The sequence below is a fragment of the Microthrixaceae bacterium genome, from assembly GCA_023957975.1.
Lineage (GTDB): Bacteria > Actinomycetota > Acidimicrobiia > Acidimicrobiales > Microtrichaceae > JAMLGM01.
Genome location: JAMLGM010000002.1, coordinates 1 through 17,007, shown reverse-complemented (window position 1 = coordinate 17,007; position 17,007 = coordinate 1). Strand labels below are relative to the sequence as shown.

The following is a 17,007-nucleotide window of genomic DNA, read 5'->3' as shown; positions in this document are numbered from 1 at the left end:
AACCTAGCCCGGGGAGATCGCCGGACTGTGGCACCTCGACGGTGCACCTCGATGGTGCGCCTCGACGGTGCGCCTCGACGGTGCGCCTACGCGTCGCCGCCGAAACGCTCGACCCACTCAGCGAGCTGATCGGCCTCGATCTTGTCGAACAGCAGCCCGGGAGCGTCGAATCGGGCACCGGGCTTGAGTTCAAACACCGACGCCGCCAGGTCGGCGCCCATACCCGTGAGCCTCGCGGAGTCGCCGAAGGCCCCTTCGAGGCGCTGTGCGGTGGCCGGGATGAACGGCGCCGAGAGGTGGCCTTGGAGCCGGATCAATCCGAGTGCGGTGCGCAGCGCCACGGCAGCGGCATCGCGGTCGGTCTTGATCGCCTTCCACGGTTCGCGCGCCACGAGGTAGGCGTTGCCCTCGGCCCAGATCGATCGAAGGGTCGCCGCGGCCTTGCGGAACTCGAGGTTGCGCATCTGTGCCCCGTACTCGCCGATGAGCCGTTCGAGGTTGTCGGCGAGGCTGCGTTCGATGTCGCCGAGGTCGCCCCCGGCCGGAACGCAGCCGTCGAAGTTCTTGGCGACCTGGGTGGCGGTGCGGTTCACGAAGTTGCCGAAGGTTCCCACGAGGTCCTTGTTGACCGCGTCTCCGAACATCTCCCACGTGAACGACGTGTCGTCGCTTTCGGGGGCGTTGGACAGCAGATACCAGCGCCAGTAGTCGGCGGGCAACAGCTCGAGGGCGTCGCTCATGAACACGCCGCGACGGTCCGAGGTCGAGAACTTGCCGCCGTAGTAGTTGAGCCAGTTGAAGCTCTTGAGCGTGTCGACCAGATGCCAGCTCTCACCGGTGCCCATCAGCATGGCGGGGAAAAACAGCGCGTGAAACGGCACGTTGTCCTTGGCCATGAACTCGGTGTACCAGACGTCGCCCGCGCCCTCGTCGTCGAGCCACCACGACCGCCAGTCACGACCCTCGCCCAGATCGGCCCATTCCATGGTGGCGCCGATGTAGCCGATCGGAGCGTCGAACCAGACGTAGAACACCTTGCCCTCAAAGCCCGGGCGGTCGACCGAGATCCCCCAGTCGAGGTCGCGGGTGATCCCCCGATCCTCAAGGCCCTCATCGAGCCACTTGAACCCGATCGAGGTGGTCAACACGGGCCAGGTTCCGACCTTGGTCTCCAGCCAGGCGCGGATGCGATCCGCCAGCAGCGACTGGCGCAGGTAGAGGTGACGACTCTCGCGTTCCTCGAGATCGGTCGAGCCCGAGATCGCCGAGCGCGGGTTGAGCAGCATCGTCGGATCGAGCTGTTTGGTGCAGTTCTCGCACTGGTCGCCTCGGGCCCGTTCGTATCCGCAGTTCGGGCAGGTTCCCACGACGTAGCGATCGGGCAGGAACCGACCATCGGCAACCGAATACACCTGTTTGATGACGCGCTCTTCGAGGTACCCCTGCTCCTCGAGTTTGGCGGCGATGTGACGGGTCGCCTCGTGGGTCTCGGGGCGACTCGTGCGCCCGAAGTGATCGAAGCTCAACAGAAAACGCTCGCCGAGACCCTTTTGCACCTCGTGGGCCTGCCGGCAGAACTCCTCCACCGGCAATCCGGCCTCGGCCGCGGCGATCTCGGCGGGGGTGCCGTGTTCGTCGGTCGCACAGATGAACAGCACCTCTTCCCCGCTCATCCGCAGGAACCTCGCGGACGCGTCGGCCGGAAGCATCGAACCGACGAGATTGCCGAGGTGCTTCACACCGTTGATGTACGGAAGGGCCGAGGTGATGAGATAGCGAGTCATGGATGTCCCGTGGTCGTGGGCGTCCAGCGACGCACCGATCCCGCGATCCTACGAGTTCGACGAGAGTGTCGGTGCCTCGTCGTAGCATCGGCGCGATGATCACCGAGATCGTCTACGGCTTCGATATCGAGACCGACACCACCACCGACGGCCTCGACCCGAACGTCTCGAGCGTCGTCGCCGCGGCCGTGGTGTCCGCACGCGAGCGGCTCGTGTTTGTCGGCGATGAGGCGACGCTGCTGCGCGATCTCGACGCTGCGCTCGCCGAGATGGCTCCCGGCGTGCTGGTCACCTGGAACGGACTGCGTTTCGACCTACCGTTCATCGCGTTGCGCGCTCGAATGCGGCGGCTCGACCTCGGGCTTCGCCTCGACCCCGAACCGCTCGAGTGGCGCCGCGACGACGAGGCCCGCGGCTCCGCGGCCCCTCGCACCTCGCGGCGTGTGAGATGGGGGCCGCCCTCCCCCGCCGCCTCCTGGGGGGCGCATCGCCACCTCGACGCCTATCGCCTCTACCGTGGCGACGTCGGCCAGACGCTCGGGCTGTCGTGTGCACTCAAGCCACTGTCGCGATTTCTCGGATACGAACCGGTCGAGGTGGATCGATCGCGGATCGACCTTCTCACCCCGACGGAACTCGACGCGTACGTCTCCAGCGACGCCGAACTCGCACGCGAGCTTGCGCTGCGACGACCTGCGGCGCTCGCCGGTTGGTGCCAGCGCAACACGAAAATCGAGTGGTGAGCTGTCCAAGTGGCACCGCGTCTCTCTCAAACCCTGAATCCACCACGCGGCATCTCAGTATTTCCGAGTGCATCTTTGACGCGATGACAAAAGTCACATAACTTGCAGATCTTGTTGGCATGCCCGGTGGCTCCGGGTAGCGACGGAGGGATAACTGAATGAAGCGAACGCGCCTGTTGGCTCTGACTGGGCTGGTCTCGGCAACCGTGATGGTGTCGAGTTGTGCCCCAAACACCGGAGGTGGCACCACCACGCCGACCAACGCGGCGCCGGTCGCTGCGATCTCGACGAACACCACCACCGGCCCGGCTCCGCTCACGGTGGACTTCAGCGGGTCGGGTTCCTTCGACCCTGAGGGCACCGCGCTGACCTACCTGTGGGACTTCGGCGACGGCACCGCCACGGCGACCACCGAGGACGTCACCCACACCTACAACGCCGCCAACACCTACACGGTCACGCTGACCGTCAAGGACGCCCACAACAAGACCGGCACCGCAACTCAGGTCATCACCGCCACCGGCGCCGTCAACCAGCCACCGCACGCGGTCGCAACCGCGTCGACCACCTCGGGACGCGCCCCGCTCGGCGTTGCGTTCACCGGAAGCGCGTCGACCGACCCCGACGGCGACGCGTTGACCTACGCGTGGGATTTCGGTGACGGGGGCTCCTCGAGCGCCGCCGATCCGTCGCACGTCTACAACGCGCCCGGCATCTACGTCGCAACGCTGAACGTCACCGACACCGCCGGAAACATGAACTCGACCACCACCGAAGCGATCACCGTCGACGCCAACCAGGCTCCCGTCGTGACGGCGTCGTCCACCCCGTTGACGGGCAAGGCCCCGCTGACGGTGAACCTCTCCGCGCTCGTCGCCGATGCCGACGACCCGACCGGCCCGTTCACCTACTCCTGGGACTTCGGTGACGGCACGCCGTCGTCCACCGAGGCGGCTCCGACACACGTCTACACCGCAACCGGCTCGCACACGGCAACGGTGACGGTGAGCGACCCGCTCGGCGCAACCGGATCGGCCTCGGTCACGGTGACCGCGAACGCGAACACGGCTCCGACCGCTGTCGCCAACGCGAACCACACCGCCGGCCAGGCGCCGTTGACGGTGGTCTTCAACTCCGGCTCCTCGGTCGACCCCGACGGGACGATCACCGGCTATCTGTGGGACTTCGGCGGAGACAACACCTCCACCAACCCGAACCCGACCTACACGTTCAGCACCGTCGGCACCCACACCGTGACCCTCACGGTGACCGACGACAACGGGGCGACCGGCACCGACACCATCGCCATCACCGTCGAAGCCGTGCCGAACGTGCCGCCGACCGACGTGACGATCACGGCGAGCACGACCTCCACCTCACAGGGCAAGGCCGTGACCTTCACCGGCTCCGCCGTCGACCCCGACAACACCCCCGGGCAGCTGAGCTACCACTGGGACTTCGGCGATGGCCACACCTCAACGGTCCAGAATCCGTCCAAGACCTGGACCCAGGTGGGTAACCACACCGTCACGTTGACCGTGACCGACAGCGCCGGCGGAACCGGCACCGCAACCACCGTGGTCGCCGTCGCAGCCAACCAGGCACCGGTTGCGGTCGCTTCGGGCTCTCCGCTCACCGGCAAGGCTCCGCTGGAGGTGGTCTTCAGCTCCGCGGGCACCAACGATCCCGACGACGCCACCAACACGCTGGCATTCCTGTGGACCTTCGGCGACGGCAACACCTCGACCATCGCCAACCCGTCGCACACCTTCGCAACCCCCGGCACCAAGAACGTGATCCTTCGTGTCACCGACCCGTTCGGCACCTGGAACGAGACCACCGTGGTCATCACGGCCCTCGCCAACCAGGCACCGGTCGCCATCGCCAATGCATCGCCCACCTCGGGTGTGCAAAGCCTGACGGTGAACTTCACCGGCGACCAGTCGACGGATCCCGACGACGCGACCAACACGCTCACCTACGCGTGGAACTTCGGCGACCCCGCCTCGGGGGCGAACACCGCCACCACGGCGAACGCAACCCACGTCTATGCCGCGGCCGGCACCTACAGCGCCTCGCTGACCGTCACCGACCCCTACGGCGCCTCGACCACCTCGACGGCGGTCGTCATCACCGTGTTGGTCGATGCTGACGGTGACGGCTCGCCGGCGGCGCTCGACTGCAACGACAACGACGCCACGATCCACCCGGGAGCGGCCGACGCCCTCGACGGGATCGATCAGAACTGCGACGGCATCGACGGCATCGCGGCAGCGACCGTGTTGGTCGCCACCACCGGCACCGACACCTCCGAATGCGGCTACGCGGTGGCAACGCCGTGCCTGACGATCAATCAGGGCATCTCGCGTGCCACGGGAGGCCGCAACACCGTGCTGGTGGCGTCGGGCTCGACCTATGGCCGATTCGCCGTATCGAGCGCCGTGACGATTCGCGGTGGATACGCCGCAAACTTCGTGAGCGCCGGAGGCACCACCACGGTGAACGGGTCGCTCGATTCGGCCCGCTCCTCCTACGTCGGTGCTGTGGTCAGCGGCGCGGCGACGCTTCGTGAGCTCACCATCAACGGCGTCGGTAACGGTTCCGCCGCAACTGCGGGTGTGATCGTCGAAGGCGGGGCGAATGCCACGTTGAGCAACGTCACCGTCAACGGCGGCAACGGCAACCAGCCGACCGGCGTGTTGGTGCAGGGCGCCTCGACCGCATTGGTCCATGCCTCAACCGTCGCCTCGGGTACGGCCACCGGCGCCGGCTCGAGCGCCTATGGCGTGCGCGCCATCGCCGGATCGACCGTCACCGTCGACAACTCCACCGTGACCGCCTCGGCCGGTGTGGCAGGCACCGCCGGCACCGCCGGCAGTGCCGGTTCCAACGGCTGCGCTGGCGGCAACGGTGGCAACTCAAGCACGTCCGCGACCGCGTCATGTGGCGGGTCTGGAGTTGCGACCTCGGGGTCGGGAGGCGCTGGAGGCGCCGGGAAACCCTGGTACTCCTGTGGCGACGGCGGAACTGGCTCGACCGGAGGCGGCGGTGCCGCTAATGGCGGAGGTGGAAGCTGCACCTGGACCGGCTCTGATCCCGGAGGCGCAGGCAAAGGTGGCGCTGCAGCGACGCAAGCCACTGCTGCAACGCAGGCGACCAACGGTGCTGGTTCCACCGGGGCCACCTGGCTCGGTGTCGGCGGCGGCGCTGGCGCTACTGGCGGTGCCGGTGGAGGCGGCGGCGGTGGAGGCGGCGGCGGCGGTACCGGTTCCGCCGGGATCGGCAACGGACCCAACGGCGGTGCTGGCGGTGCTGGAGGAGGCGGTGGCACCGGCGGTGGTGCTGGCGGCGGCGGCACTGCCGGCGGCGGGTCGTTCGCTGTCTACGCTTTCAACTCGAACGTCACGGTCGTCTCTTCCGTTCTGTCCGCTAGCAATGGTGGCGTCGGCGGGGCCGGTGCGGCAGGCGCCAAGGGCGGCGACGGCGGCAAGGGCGGCAACGGCGGCAACACAAACACCCTACTGCAGGCAGGTGCCGGCGGCGGTGCCGGCGGCGGTGCCGGCGGCGGCGGCGGTGCCGGCGGCGGCGGCGGTGCCGGCGGCCCATCGGTTGCAGTCGCGAAGCTCGGCTCCGGCACGCTGTCGATCACTGAGTCAACGCTTCAACGTGCATCCACGGCTGCCAGTGGGGGTGCCAGCGGTGCCGGCGGTGCAGGTGGCGCCTACGGGGGGCTCGGTAACGGCGGCGACGGCTTCGGCAGCGCCAAGGACGGTCCTGCTGGAACCAACGGCACGTCTGGAAACGCCGGGCAGACAGGCAACGCTGGCCAGAACGGCCTGCAGTGCACGACCTATAACGGCACCACATGCCTGCCGTGACATCGTGATGCCGTGTTAACAGGTTGCTCATACAACCGGTAGCTCCGACGGGGCGCCGCACCTTCGGGTGCGGCGCCTCGTCGCGTCCGGACTCGATGCTGCCCGCTTCAGTGTCGGTGGTCCGTGATTGAGTAATGGCCAGGTCGCGGACGCCTCATGCCCGCTCAGTATCGACTCACCCGGCTTCGGCTCGCTTCGCGCCTCGGCGCACGCAGTGCGCAACCGGTCGGGTGCACGCACACGAAGGAAACGCCATGACCGTCACCACCTCCTCCCCCTTGTCGCTTCGCGCCTGTCGCGAGCTCGCCCATCGGCTGATCAGCGCGGATGAGCCCACCAACGCACTCTGGGCGATCGACGACCCCGACCCGACATCGGCTCCGACCCTGGTGCGCGGCTTCGACGCTGCCGAGGATCTGTTGGGCCTCGACCTGCGCGGCGCTCACGCTGTGGCGTTGGTCGCGCAATGTCGAGTGAGCGGTGAGCAGGGCTACTCGGCGCTCGTTCAAAGCAGCTGTGGTTGTGCCGCAGTCGCGGTTCGCACAAACCACGACGCCCGAATCATCAGCGGCGATTCCTTCGACGGATTCCTCAGCGATCTACTGCGGCGGACGCTCGGCCTGCCCACCATGCCCGAGGACCGATCCCCCGCCGAGGCCGTCGCTGCGGCATGGCTCACCGCGGTTCTCGACGCGGTCGCCGACCCAGCCACCGCGGTCTACGTGCGTTCGTGGGCAGATGTTGTCGCCATGCACCCGTTTGTCGACTTCACCGGTCTCTCCCATGTTGGGCTGGCCGCCGAAGAGGCGATCGACCCCGAACTCGACGTGACGGTCGATGTCATCGCACGACTCTGCGGCGAACTCGACTGGGAACGGTTGCGCCACCTCGTCGCGTCCGACGCCGAACCCTGCAGCGGGCTGCGTTCGTGCGAAGCCGCGTGGATGGACACGGCGATGTTCGCCCGATGGACGCTCGGGTGCTACCGCGACGTCGAGGAGTTGCTCGACGACTGCGCACTGTTCATCTCCGACGAACTCATCGAGCGCCTTCAGTGCGCCCTCGCCCGCTGCGCTCAGTAGGTTGCGCTCCCGAGGCACTTCGGCGAGGTCGTGGATTTCGTCGAAGACCTCGGCTTCAACTCGTTGTGGGTCTCGGATCGTGTCGTCAGCGAAAGTCTCGACCCGACCGTCTCGCTGGCGATCGCCGCCGGTCGGACCAGCCGGATCAAGTTGGGTGCGAACGTCTGGGTACTGCCCGGACGCGACCCGTACCTCATGGCGAAACAACTCGCCTCGCTGTCGGTGTTGATCGGCGGACGTCTGTTACCGGCCTTCGGCCTCGGTTCACCCTACCCTGCGGATCGCGAGCCGTTTGGCGTCCCCCGAGGTCGACGCGTGCCGATGTTCGAGGACGATCTGTCGATCATCAGGACCTTGTGGGCCGGCGGATCGGTGCCACATCCTGGCGAGGGCAAGGCGCTGCGGCTCAAGCCGACGCCGAGCGAACCGCATTCCATCTGGTTGGGGGCGCGCAGTGAGGGTGCGCTCCAGCGGACCGGTCGACTCGCTGACGGATGGATCGGCAGCTTCCAGACCCCGGCCCAGGCGAGCGACTGTCGCGACGTGATACTGCGTTCAGCCGAAGACGCCGGGCGGCCCTTCGACATCGAACACTTCGGGATGACGATCATGTACGCCCGCGAGCGACGCACCGAGGTCGGCACCTTCGTCGTGTCGGTACTCAGCGGCGGCGCCTACGACGAGGCCCTGTGTTATCCGTGCGGAGCGGACCAACTCCTCGCCGTCCTGCGCCAACACATCGACGCCGGCATCTCGAAGTTCGTGCTCTCCCCCGCCGATGTTCCCGACGACTGGGATGGCGAGTTGCGTTGGTTGCGTGAACTGACCGCGCCGCTCGAGACCTGAGGACTCGACACCGGTCATGGCAGCAGCCCATCCTCGGCAGTAGCCCCGTTCTCGGCAGCGGTGCCGTTCTCGAAGCAGCTCAGTCGACCGACATCGTGACGGCCGCGACCCGACACTCGTCGACCGAGCGGGTTGCCCGTGCGCCACACTGGTGCGATGGACGTGTCGGTCTTTCTTGTCGACGATCATGAAGTCGTGCGTCGGGGGGGGGTGCGAACGCTCATCGACAGCGAGCCGGGCCTGAGCGTGATCGGCGAGGCCTCGAGCGTCGCCGAAGCGCTCGACGTCATCGCCGAGGCCAACCCCCGGGTGGCGCTGCTCGATCTACACCTTCCCGACGGAACGGGGGTTGAGCTGTGTCGCGCCCTGCGCGACCGACACCCCGAGATCGCGTGTTTGATCCTCACCTCCTATGAGGACGACGAGGCCAAGGCCGAGGCTGCGGAGGCGGGGGCGGCCGGCTACCTGCTCAAACAGATTCGCGGCGGCGACATCGTCGCGGCGATCCAGGCGGCAGCCGACGGGCGATCGCTGCTCGATGCCGCCGGCGCCGCTCGGACCACCCATCTCCCACCACGAATCGACGGCGATGCCGACCTCGATGCCCGACTGGAGTCGCTGTCACCTCAGGAACGCCGAATTCTCGACCACCTGGCACTCGGTGCGTCGAATCGGGAGATCGCCGAGGAGCTCCATCTCGCCGAGAAGACCGTGAAGAACTATGTGTCGGCACTGCTGTCGAAGATGGGTATGACCCGACGCACCGAGGCCGCCGTCTACGCCGTGCGTCTCTCCGAACGCCGCCGCGCACGCTGAACCCGACGGCACCAAGTCCGATATCACGCTCTGAGCGACAGAGACCCGACCGCTACCTCACGGTGTAGCCGTCACCACCTGAACTCGCCCTTTTGTCCCGTGCCTCGGGCCTACAACTGTCGACGAGAGGGTCGAGCACTCACCACAGTTCCGTCTGGCTTCTCTATTACATCAGGACGATAGACCAATTCCAGCCCCGTACGGCGACACTCTTCTACAATGACGTCGGCCCATAAGTCTCGACTTGATGATGACATGAATGCTGACCCTCGAATGAACGTAACTGAACTCAAATAGGGAGAGTTAGAGTCTCGATACACACCGAGGGCACCTCTAAATGGGACAGGCCGCGCGAGAGGCTTGGATGCTCCCCACAGTTCGTCTCCGTCTCGGAACTCAAAGCTCCACGATCGAAACGGGGCAGAATATGTAAAGGTACGCTCAACTATCGAGGCACGCCCGAATGAGAAATGGATCGACGGGACAAGGGGGATACAGCCCATTGCCAGAACCACGATCCAGCCGGTTGACGGATATACGCCAACCGCAGGCACCAGTATGATCGTGGCCGGGAGCGCAGTAAGAATGAACATGAACGCGATTGACCACCAAGGTCGAGACAATCGCACGCTACGCCCTCCACCACGGTGAAATCCGAAGCGCCGCCTTGTCGAGGTCGGGACCGATTCGACCGAACAGGCGTGAAGCGTTCACCTCGTATGTCTTCCCTCGGGCGATTATGACGAGTAGTTCGGATACGAGCGGCACCAACGTTTGAACATAGACGTCCTCTATCTCTTCGTAGCCGAGCTTGATTCGACGTATCCCGATTATGTGTACTCTCTGGGATGTTATTTCGATACCGGTCTTCGGCAGTCTCCATCCAAGCCACAACATCGAACATCCACCTCCTAGAGTGAAGATAGCCGTTGCGATCGAATCTTCACTGACCGGCTCTGTAGCGACCGCTAGGCCTACCACGATGAAGGCTAGCCCAGAGGCGATGAGCGGCCACCCGAGAATTCGCCATAACCATCGCGTGCTCAGTTGGTATATTACAGGATCTTCCTTACTGTGCTTGTGCATCAATGGGATTCCTGGCGACTAGCAGAACTGTCTTCTTGACTGCCGTTTTCCAAATGCAAAATACGAGGCAACCTTCGATACTGCCAGCCGCGACTCTCGACAGCGGCCCGCACCGGTATAACCTTGAGGACTCTCTAGCCCATCTTTCAGACGCCGAATGGTCCGATAAAGCTCACACCCTCCAGATTCACATCATGCAACTTGGTGCGTTTCGAAATCTCCGACACCCAAAGTTCGCGATTGAGCTTTCCTATTCCTAGCGACATCCATATCGCGAAGAAGTGAATTTGCTTTCTCCACAAGAGTGAGTAGGTGAAGTGCGGCTCATGAAGCACCAACACTGAGCCGAATTTCTTGGGGCCAACTAGCCTCATGCGCCATATGCAGGTAGTCCGAGAAAGATCAATTCGAGCGAGCTCAAACCCCAACGTCCGAATAACCATCTCATTCCCGATTAACACCAAACCGGCAGCCATAGAAATCGCAGCCAGTACACTCGCCGAAAAGGCAGAAACAACTACCATTGCCACTACCCACGAACCGGACTCCGTTAACAGCAGATTCGGAATCATTGCCCAAAGCAGCGTGGTTACCACTGGGGCGCTAAGGCCCGTTCCATTCAGGAACGGTGTAGCTAGCAGTCTGGACCGAAACGTCCTCTTCAGTATAACATCCGCTGCGCCCTCATTCATCCCGACTATCCCGAGTATGGCCTGACTGGAACACCTGCAGTATCCACGTATGGCGATGAAGAGCTACCGGAAGGGTATGTAGAAGTCTGAGTGGATGGATTGTACGAGCTCTTGTGAGACGTGTTCGGCCCAGGCGGCTGGTATTTGTTTTTTGATTCGGCCGCAAGGCCGGCACATATCCCGTCAATAAATGTCGCGACTAGACCAATATAGGGGATCGCCTTGATCACGATTGATCCGCCTCGCGAGCCAAGTCTTATCGCCTCAGCGAAGGCGCTCTGAAGAAAGCGTTTTTCGAGCTTGTTATAAGCAAACAGAATGCCCGTTGCCTGAGATAAGATCCGCGCTCCAGCCACAGGATCTTTCGTCAGCCCGTGAGCTCCTCGCGCAAGGTCACCATAGCCGAACAGCTTTGCAGTATCCCAAAGAGACGTCGGACACGCAAGTCCTGAGAGATCCGAGTCCGTGATCGGGTTGTTGGGATGAGCATAGTCATTTGAGCACCCGCCTTGGATGGGGTCGACTTCGAGGAATCGGTCCAATGCCGGGTCGAACGGTCGTGCACCCATTTGGATGAGCGGCAACAATCCGGTTTGGTATTCGATACGTCTTTGGGCTTCGCCGTGCCAGCCGTAATCGAAATCACCCGCAGTGTTGTCGGGTGCGGTGTAGCTGAACGTTTGCCCGAACGGGTCATAGGTGAGTGTTGGAAACACCCCGTCCGCGCCCTCGTTCACCACAGACGCGGTGTCACCGTGAATGTTCATCAATGACCACACGCCAGCCATGGATGGCTTGTAGGTGTACAACACCCCACCTGGCAACGATACTGTCACCTCAGCCAACACACCAGCAGCAGTTAACGTGATGTCACTGGCGTCACCCGCACCAGTGTGTGCCCACTGGTTCTGTAATGTCCCGTTGACTTTCCGGCCAATAATCCGATCGGCGACATCACGAACATACTCCACACTCGTCGAACCAGCCTGTGTTTTCATGTGCCGGTCTGCGCCGTCGAACGACAAAACGTTTCCGCCGTGAGTCGTCGCGTTCCCGTGATCGTCATAGATAAACCCACCCGAATACGGGTTTGCTCCGCTACTCACCGCAACTTTTTGGAGACGATCCGCGTAGTCGTAACAATACGTCGTCGTCACCGTCGACCCCGACACACTCCGGGTCTGTGACACCCGGTTACTGTTCTTGCCGGCGTCAGGGTTCGCTCCCACAACACCGCTACACGTCGCCGTAAACACCCCAGCACCGTACGCGAAACTGTACGATCCTTGGTTGTACCAGCCTGATGCCGTGTCACGTTCCACCCACGACGTCAACCTGTCCGCACTGTCATAGGTGTAGTTCACCCCGCCAGTGTTCGCGTCGAATCCGTCGTTGTTCCGATCGACAATCCGGCCGGTCTTATCGAACGTCACCTGATCGGTGTAGATCGTTCCCGCCGGTTTTGTGTAGGTCACCTGGTTCTCGCGCCCCCAACTGTCATACCCAAACGTTGCGGTCACCCCGTTCGAGTACACAACACTCGACACACGACCCGCAGCATCAGAATTCACCGTCGCGACCGTCACCCACGACGCCGGAGTCGGCATCGATGTCGTCGCTGTCAACGTCGTGTGATTATAGCCCGTCACCGTCGCCGCCGCGAACGACATCCGTTCCTGCGTCACCTGATTCGCGGTGACACCGGTCGTCGAGTAGATGGGAGCGGAACGCGACAACACCTGATTCGACGCGTTGAACACGCTCACCCGAGTGACTTTACCGGCCACGTCATAATCGGTGTGGGTCACCACCCCCAACGCGTCCTTCGTGTCGGTCACACGACCCAACAGATCAACACGAGTCGTGACCGTTCCCGACGCGTCCGACACCGACGACAGCAACGGATCACCACCCACCGCATAATTCGTGCTCACCGTGCGCTCACCGTACACAGTGACACCGCTCGTCGCTGTTCCAGCAGACCCCGGAAACGTTTGCACACTCACCCGGCCACGACTGTCGTACTGGGTACAGGACCACTTCGCGTCGGTCGACACCCGCGCCGCGACCACACGACCCGACGCGTCATAGATCGACTGACGCAACAACCCACCCGACCCGCCCGACACCGTGGGATCAGCAGCCCGCGACGATTTCTGCAAGCCACGTTGCGCGACCGCCGTCACACTCACACCACTCCCGGCACACGTCGGCGCGGACGGAACCTCCGAACCCGTGTAATACGCGTACGTGTTCGTCGACGACGCCCCAGCGGGGAGCGAACGCGACACACGCCGCATGAACTGATTGGTCGTACCCCGTGTCTCGTGTGTCGTCGCAGACGTGAGGTTCAACCCGCCCGGGTCGACCGTCGAAGCGGTCACTTGGCCGGCTACCGGATCGCTGTAACCCGTCGTGGTCACCACGCCATCGACACCGGTTTGCGATGTCACCAACCCGAGATCAGGTTTGAACGATCCCGCCGGGATCTGCACCCACGAACCACCCGGGATCAACCATTCCCAATGCATCACCGAAGTCCCCGTGTATGCCTTGAGTTCGAACACGACCCGATGCCACCCGGCCGCGTAACTCTTCGCAGCCGACGTCGGCCACGTCCCCGTCGCGTTCCACGAGTCCACCACCACTTCACCATCGATCAGCATCCGTGCCCCGGCCCCCGCTGTGCTGCCTTTGAACTGATAGTTGCCCGTGGACGCGAAATACACCAGACCGGTGAAACGTCCCGAGAAATGATCGGCACCAACCCCGCCAACAGGTGCGCCGGTGTACTCCCACCGAGACGGCCCCGCGACCAATTGGTGTTCTTTCGGCGCCCCAACAAACGCCGGCCGGTTCGTTCCCACACCCGACACTGCGGTGTCGTCATACCATGCTGCCATCAACCCGCCAAAACCACCGTCATAGGTCGTCGACGTGCTCGGGACGTTGTTCACCTCCGTAGCGAGGGGATGAGGCGAGTTCGTTTGGAACAAGCTCACCGGTGCCGGCCCCCAGGTCGTAACCGGGCGTTGCAACCCGTTGTACACCACATCGGTTTCATAGATCGTCGATGAACGCATCGACACAGCAACCGGGTTCGCTGGAATCGTGTCGCTGTAGGACAACCGTTCGGTGCCGCTTTCGTACTCGAACGTCGTCGCTGACCCGTCCACCGCGGTCACCCGGCGTTGACGCCACTGCGAATCGAACGCCACCTTCTTGGAGAACCCGAGCGGTTGAGACACACCCGACAACGAAATCGTCGACTCGGCCCGTGACGCACCCGAAGGCAACGCACCATAGGACAACGTGGCGTTTTGTTCGCTCGCCCCTGTCGTCGGCGCCGGCGCGGTCACCGTCGCGACCCGACTCGAGCCGTCATGGGTGTAACGCCACAACACCGTGTCATCACCCGCTCGCACACCCGCCCCAACAGCGTCATACGCCAACGGGCTTCGCAGTTTCACAATGTTCGACGCCGCATCGTACGCGAACGCCGATACTTCACCACCCGGGGTGACCACCGCTTGCAAACGGCCATCAGCCGAATAATGAAAGCTCGACACACGACCATCAGGAGTTGTGAACGAACACAACTTGCCCGCCGCGGCGTGATACCCGCTCCACACCGCCGGACACGACACGTCACCCCAGTAGCGAAGCTGTGTCACCTGTGTACTGACCCGATCACGCATCTGGGTCAACCGCGCAGGAGTGCCCGACCAAATGTACTCGGTCGCCGCGGGCTGACGATCATCCAACGACGACACCGCCGACTCCAGTTCACCCATCGCCGAGAACGTGTACGCCATCCCACCATCGGCGATCACCGAAATCTTCAAACTCACCGGATCAACCCGAACCACGGTCGCGTCACCATCCGGGCCGACATAGCCGCCCGAATCGTTACGTTTGTACTCCACCGACGACCCGTCCGACAGCCGCAACGTCACACCCGCATCCGATTTCAACGCACCCTGGATCGCGACACCATCCGGTGTCGACAACGTCCACTTCGGACCCACCGGCTCAACCTCGGGCGACAACCACGACTGCGGCACCGTCGTGAACGACCCACCATTACGGTTGATCCGCAACATCGCAACCGCGCCACTCAAATTGTCGTAATACTCCACCACAATCGATTTCGTTTCACCCGCATCGAAATACACTGCGGTGCCGTGAGAACAGTTGAACGTCGCGACCTGATCCGCCCACTGGTTCAACACCAACGCGCCGCCCACGTACACGCGCACACCGTCATCGAACGTGCCACCGAAACAATACGAACCCGCGTCCGGGACCGTGATGTAGCCGCTCCAACGCACAGCGAAACGATCCATCGACGGCAACGACCCCAACGGTGAACCACCCGCCCAGTTGAAATCGATCGTCGAGTCGATCCGATCCGCCACCATCGGTACACCAAACGTTTTGAAATCCATCGAACCCGACAACGCCAAAGGCCACTCGCCGCCGTAATAACGGCCACGCAACCCACGCACCACCGAGCCCTGAGAGTTGTACGACAAACTCAACCCATGATCACCACCAACCGTCGCGAACGAATGCGTCGCGACGTCGATCGACTGGTTACCGTTGATCAGATTCACCTGCGCCGCACCAAACGCCTCGGTCGGGAACGGCCCCGACGTACCCAAACGCCGGTCCACCTTGAACGACCTCACCGCGGAACACGACGCATAACGATCCATACCGCCCTGGCCGATCGCGGACACCACCCACCAATACGTCACCCCATCAGCCAACACCCCCGACGGAACACTCACCTGTGTCGGACTGAAACTGTTGTACTGCTGACCGCTATGGCTCGATGTCCACACCACCGGCGCGCCACCCACACAATGCCCCAACGCGAACCGGTCCGCCGGAGTCGTCTGCGGCTTCGAACCCAACACCGTGACCTGATACACCGGCGGGCTCTGCCCCGCGTCCGCGTCGCTCGACGCACTCCACGACAACATGGGAGTCAACGACGCCACCGACGCGTCCACACCCGGCGAACTCAACGCCGGCACACTCGAAGGACGATCCCACACCACCTCCAACGTCGGCATCACCACCTTCAACGAATACAAACCCGACGACGTATCAGCCTTCAACCCCAACGCAACATTCGGGTTCTCCACCTCAACATACGGCCGCAAAATATCGCCCGCCTGCGTATACGTATACGACGGATACCCACCCAAATTCGCGTAAGTTGGCTGCAACCCGATAAACCCATAATTCCGGCAACGATCCGGATACACCCCAAAATACGCTCCAGCATACGACCACGAATTCGCGTGACACACCGCAACAACCGGATCATACGAAGACGTCGGAAAACTCCCCCAATACAACGGGCCAGGCGACGACGAGAACGGTGCCGAAGCTGTCGGATACGGAACCGTGTCATAACGCACCGTCGCATCCACTACCCGAGCACCCGGTGCCGAGGTCCACAACGACGAATAATTGAACCACACCACCGAACGCCACTCATCCGCCCCGCCAACCTGCCAATCACCCAACAACGGATACTGGGCCGTACCAATCGTATTCCCAAACACCGCGTCATACGAACGCCAATACCCGCCACCAGTCGACGGGCTAATACTCACATTCGGATCAACAATCAACGGAAACGCGTCATCAGGAACCGATTCCAACCATGCACGATCAACATCCACCACAAACCGCTGCCCACCATCAACCCGCCCCGCCTCCACCAACATCGCCGATGACTTCGGTTGCATCACACCAACCGAATCCTGGATCACCAACGGTTCCAACACCATCAACGGATCACCATCACCCAACCCATACTCACCGTCACGATCCCAATCCACCCGCAACCCCGCACCAAACTCGACATCCGGGACAATCACCCCATCAGACAACCACACCGACCCAAACCCGCCAGCCGCAACAAACGCCCCACGATCCCGAACAACAAACGCTTCCTTCACCCCAGACGGATGCACCGTATACGACGCATCAACACCATCCCACACATTCCGATACCACACCGTCGAACGATCAACCTCATCCACCACAGGCACCACAACACG

Annotated in this window: 7 protein-coding genes and 1 pseudogene; 5 read left to right on the top strand and 3 right to left on the bottom strand. The window is 63.2% G+C overall.

Going from position 1 to position 17,007, the window contains the following annotated elements; all coding sequences use genetic code 11:
• Window positions 1-86 precede the first annotated feature (86 nt).
• Complete coding sequence (gene metG / locus M9952_02845) at window positions 87-1,784, bottom strand: methionine--tRNA ligase (GenBank protein MCO5311854.1); 1,698 nt, start codon at window positions 1,782-1,784, stop codon at window positions 87-89.
• 95 nt (window positions 1,785-1,879) lie between these two features.
• On the opposite strand from metG, the gene M9952_02840 reads away from it, so the two are divergent.
• The 5 genes and pseudogenes from M9952_02840 to M9952_02820 all read left to right on the top strand — a co-directional run bounded on the left by M9952_02840 (window position 1,880) and on the right by M9952_02820 (window position 9,149).
• Window positions 1,880-2,527 (top strand): hypothetical protein, encoded by a 648-nt coding sequence (locus M9952_02840; protein ID MCO5311853.1) that lies wholly within the window; start codon window positions 1,880-1,882, stop codon window positions 2,525-2,527.
• 209 nt (window positions 2,528-2,736) lie between these two features.
• Window positions 2,737-4,602 (top strand): annotated as a pseudogene (locus tag M9952_02835) (PKD domain-containing protein).
• A 2,057-nt stretch (window positions 4,603-6,659) separates the two neighbouring features.
• On the top strand, window positions 6,660-7,487 hold the full coding sequence (locus M9952_02830; GenBank protein MCO5311852.1) for a hypothetical protein: 828 nt from the start codon (window positions 6,660-6,662) through the stop codon (window positions 7,485-7,487).
• A 30-nt stretch (window positions 7,488-7,517) separates the two neighbouring features.
• The gene (locus tag M9952_02825; protein ID MCO5311851.1) at window positions 7,518-8,333 is read left to right on the top strand and encodes an LLM class flavin-dependent oxidoreductase; all 816 of its coding nucleotides are present in this window, start codon (window positions 7,518-7,520) and stop codon (window positions 8,331-8,333) included.
• A 156-nt stretch (window positions 8,334-8,489) separates the two neighbouring features.
• Window positions 8,490-9,149, top strand: coding sequence for a response regulator transcription factor (locus M9952_02820; GenBank protein MCO5311850.1), 660 nt, complete (start codon window positions 8,490-8,492; stop codon window positions 9,147-9,149).
• A gap of 630 nt (window positions 9,150-9,779) precedes the next feature.
• Here the strand turns inward: M9952_02820 and M9952_02815 are convergent.
• Both M9952_02815 and M9952_02810 read right to left on the bottom strand, forming a co-directional pair.
• The gene (locus tag M9952_02815) at window positions 9,780-10,235 is read right to left on the bottom strand and encodes a hypothetical protein (protein ID MCO5311849.1); all 456 of its coding nucleotides are present in this window, start codon (window positions 10,233-10,235) and stop codon (window positions 9,780-9,782) included.
• A gap of 697 nt (window positions 10,236-10,932) precedes the next feature.
• Entirely contained in the window at window positions 10,933-14,010 is a 3,078-nt protein-coding gene (locus M9952_02810) for a PA14 domain-containing protein (protein MCO5311848.1), read from the bottom strand.
• Window positions 14,011-17,007 lie beyond the last annotated feature (2,997 nt).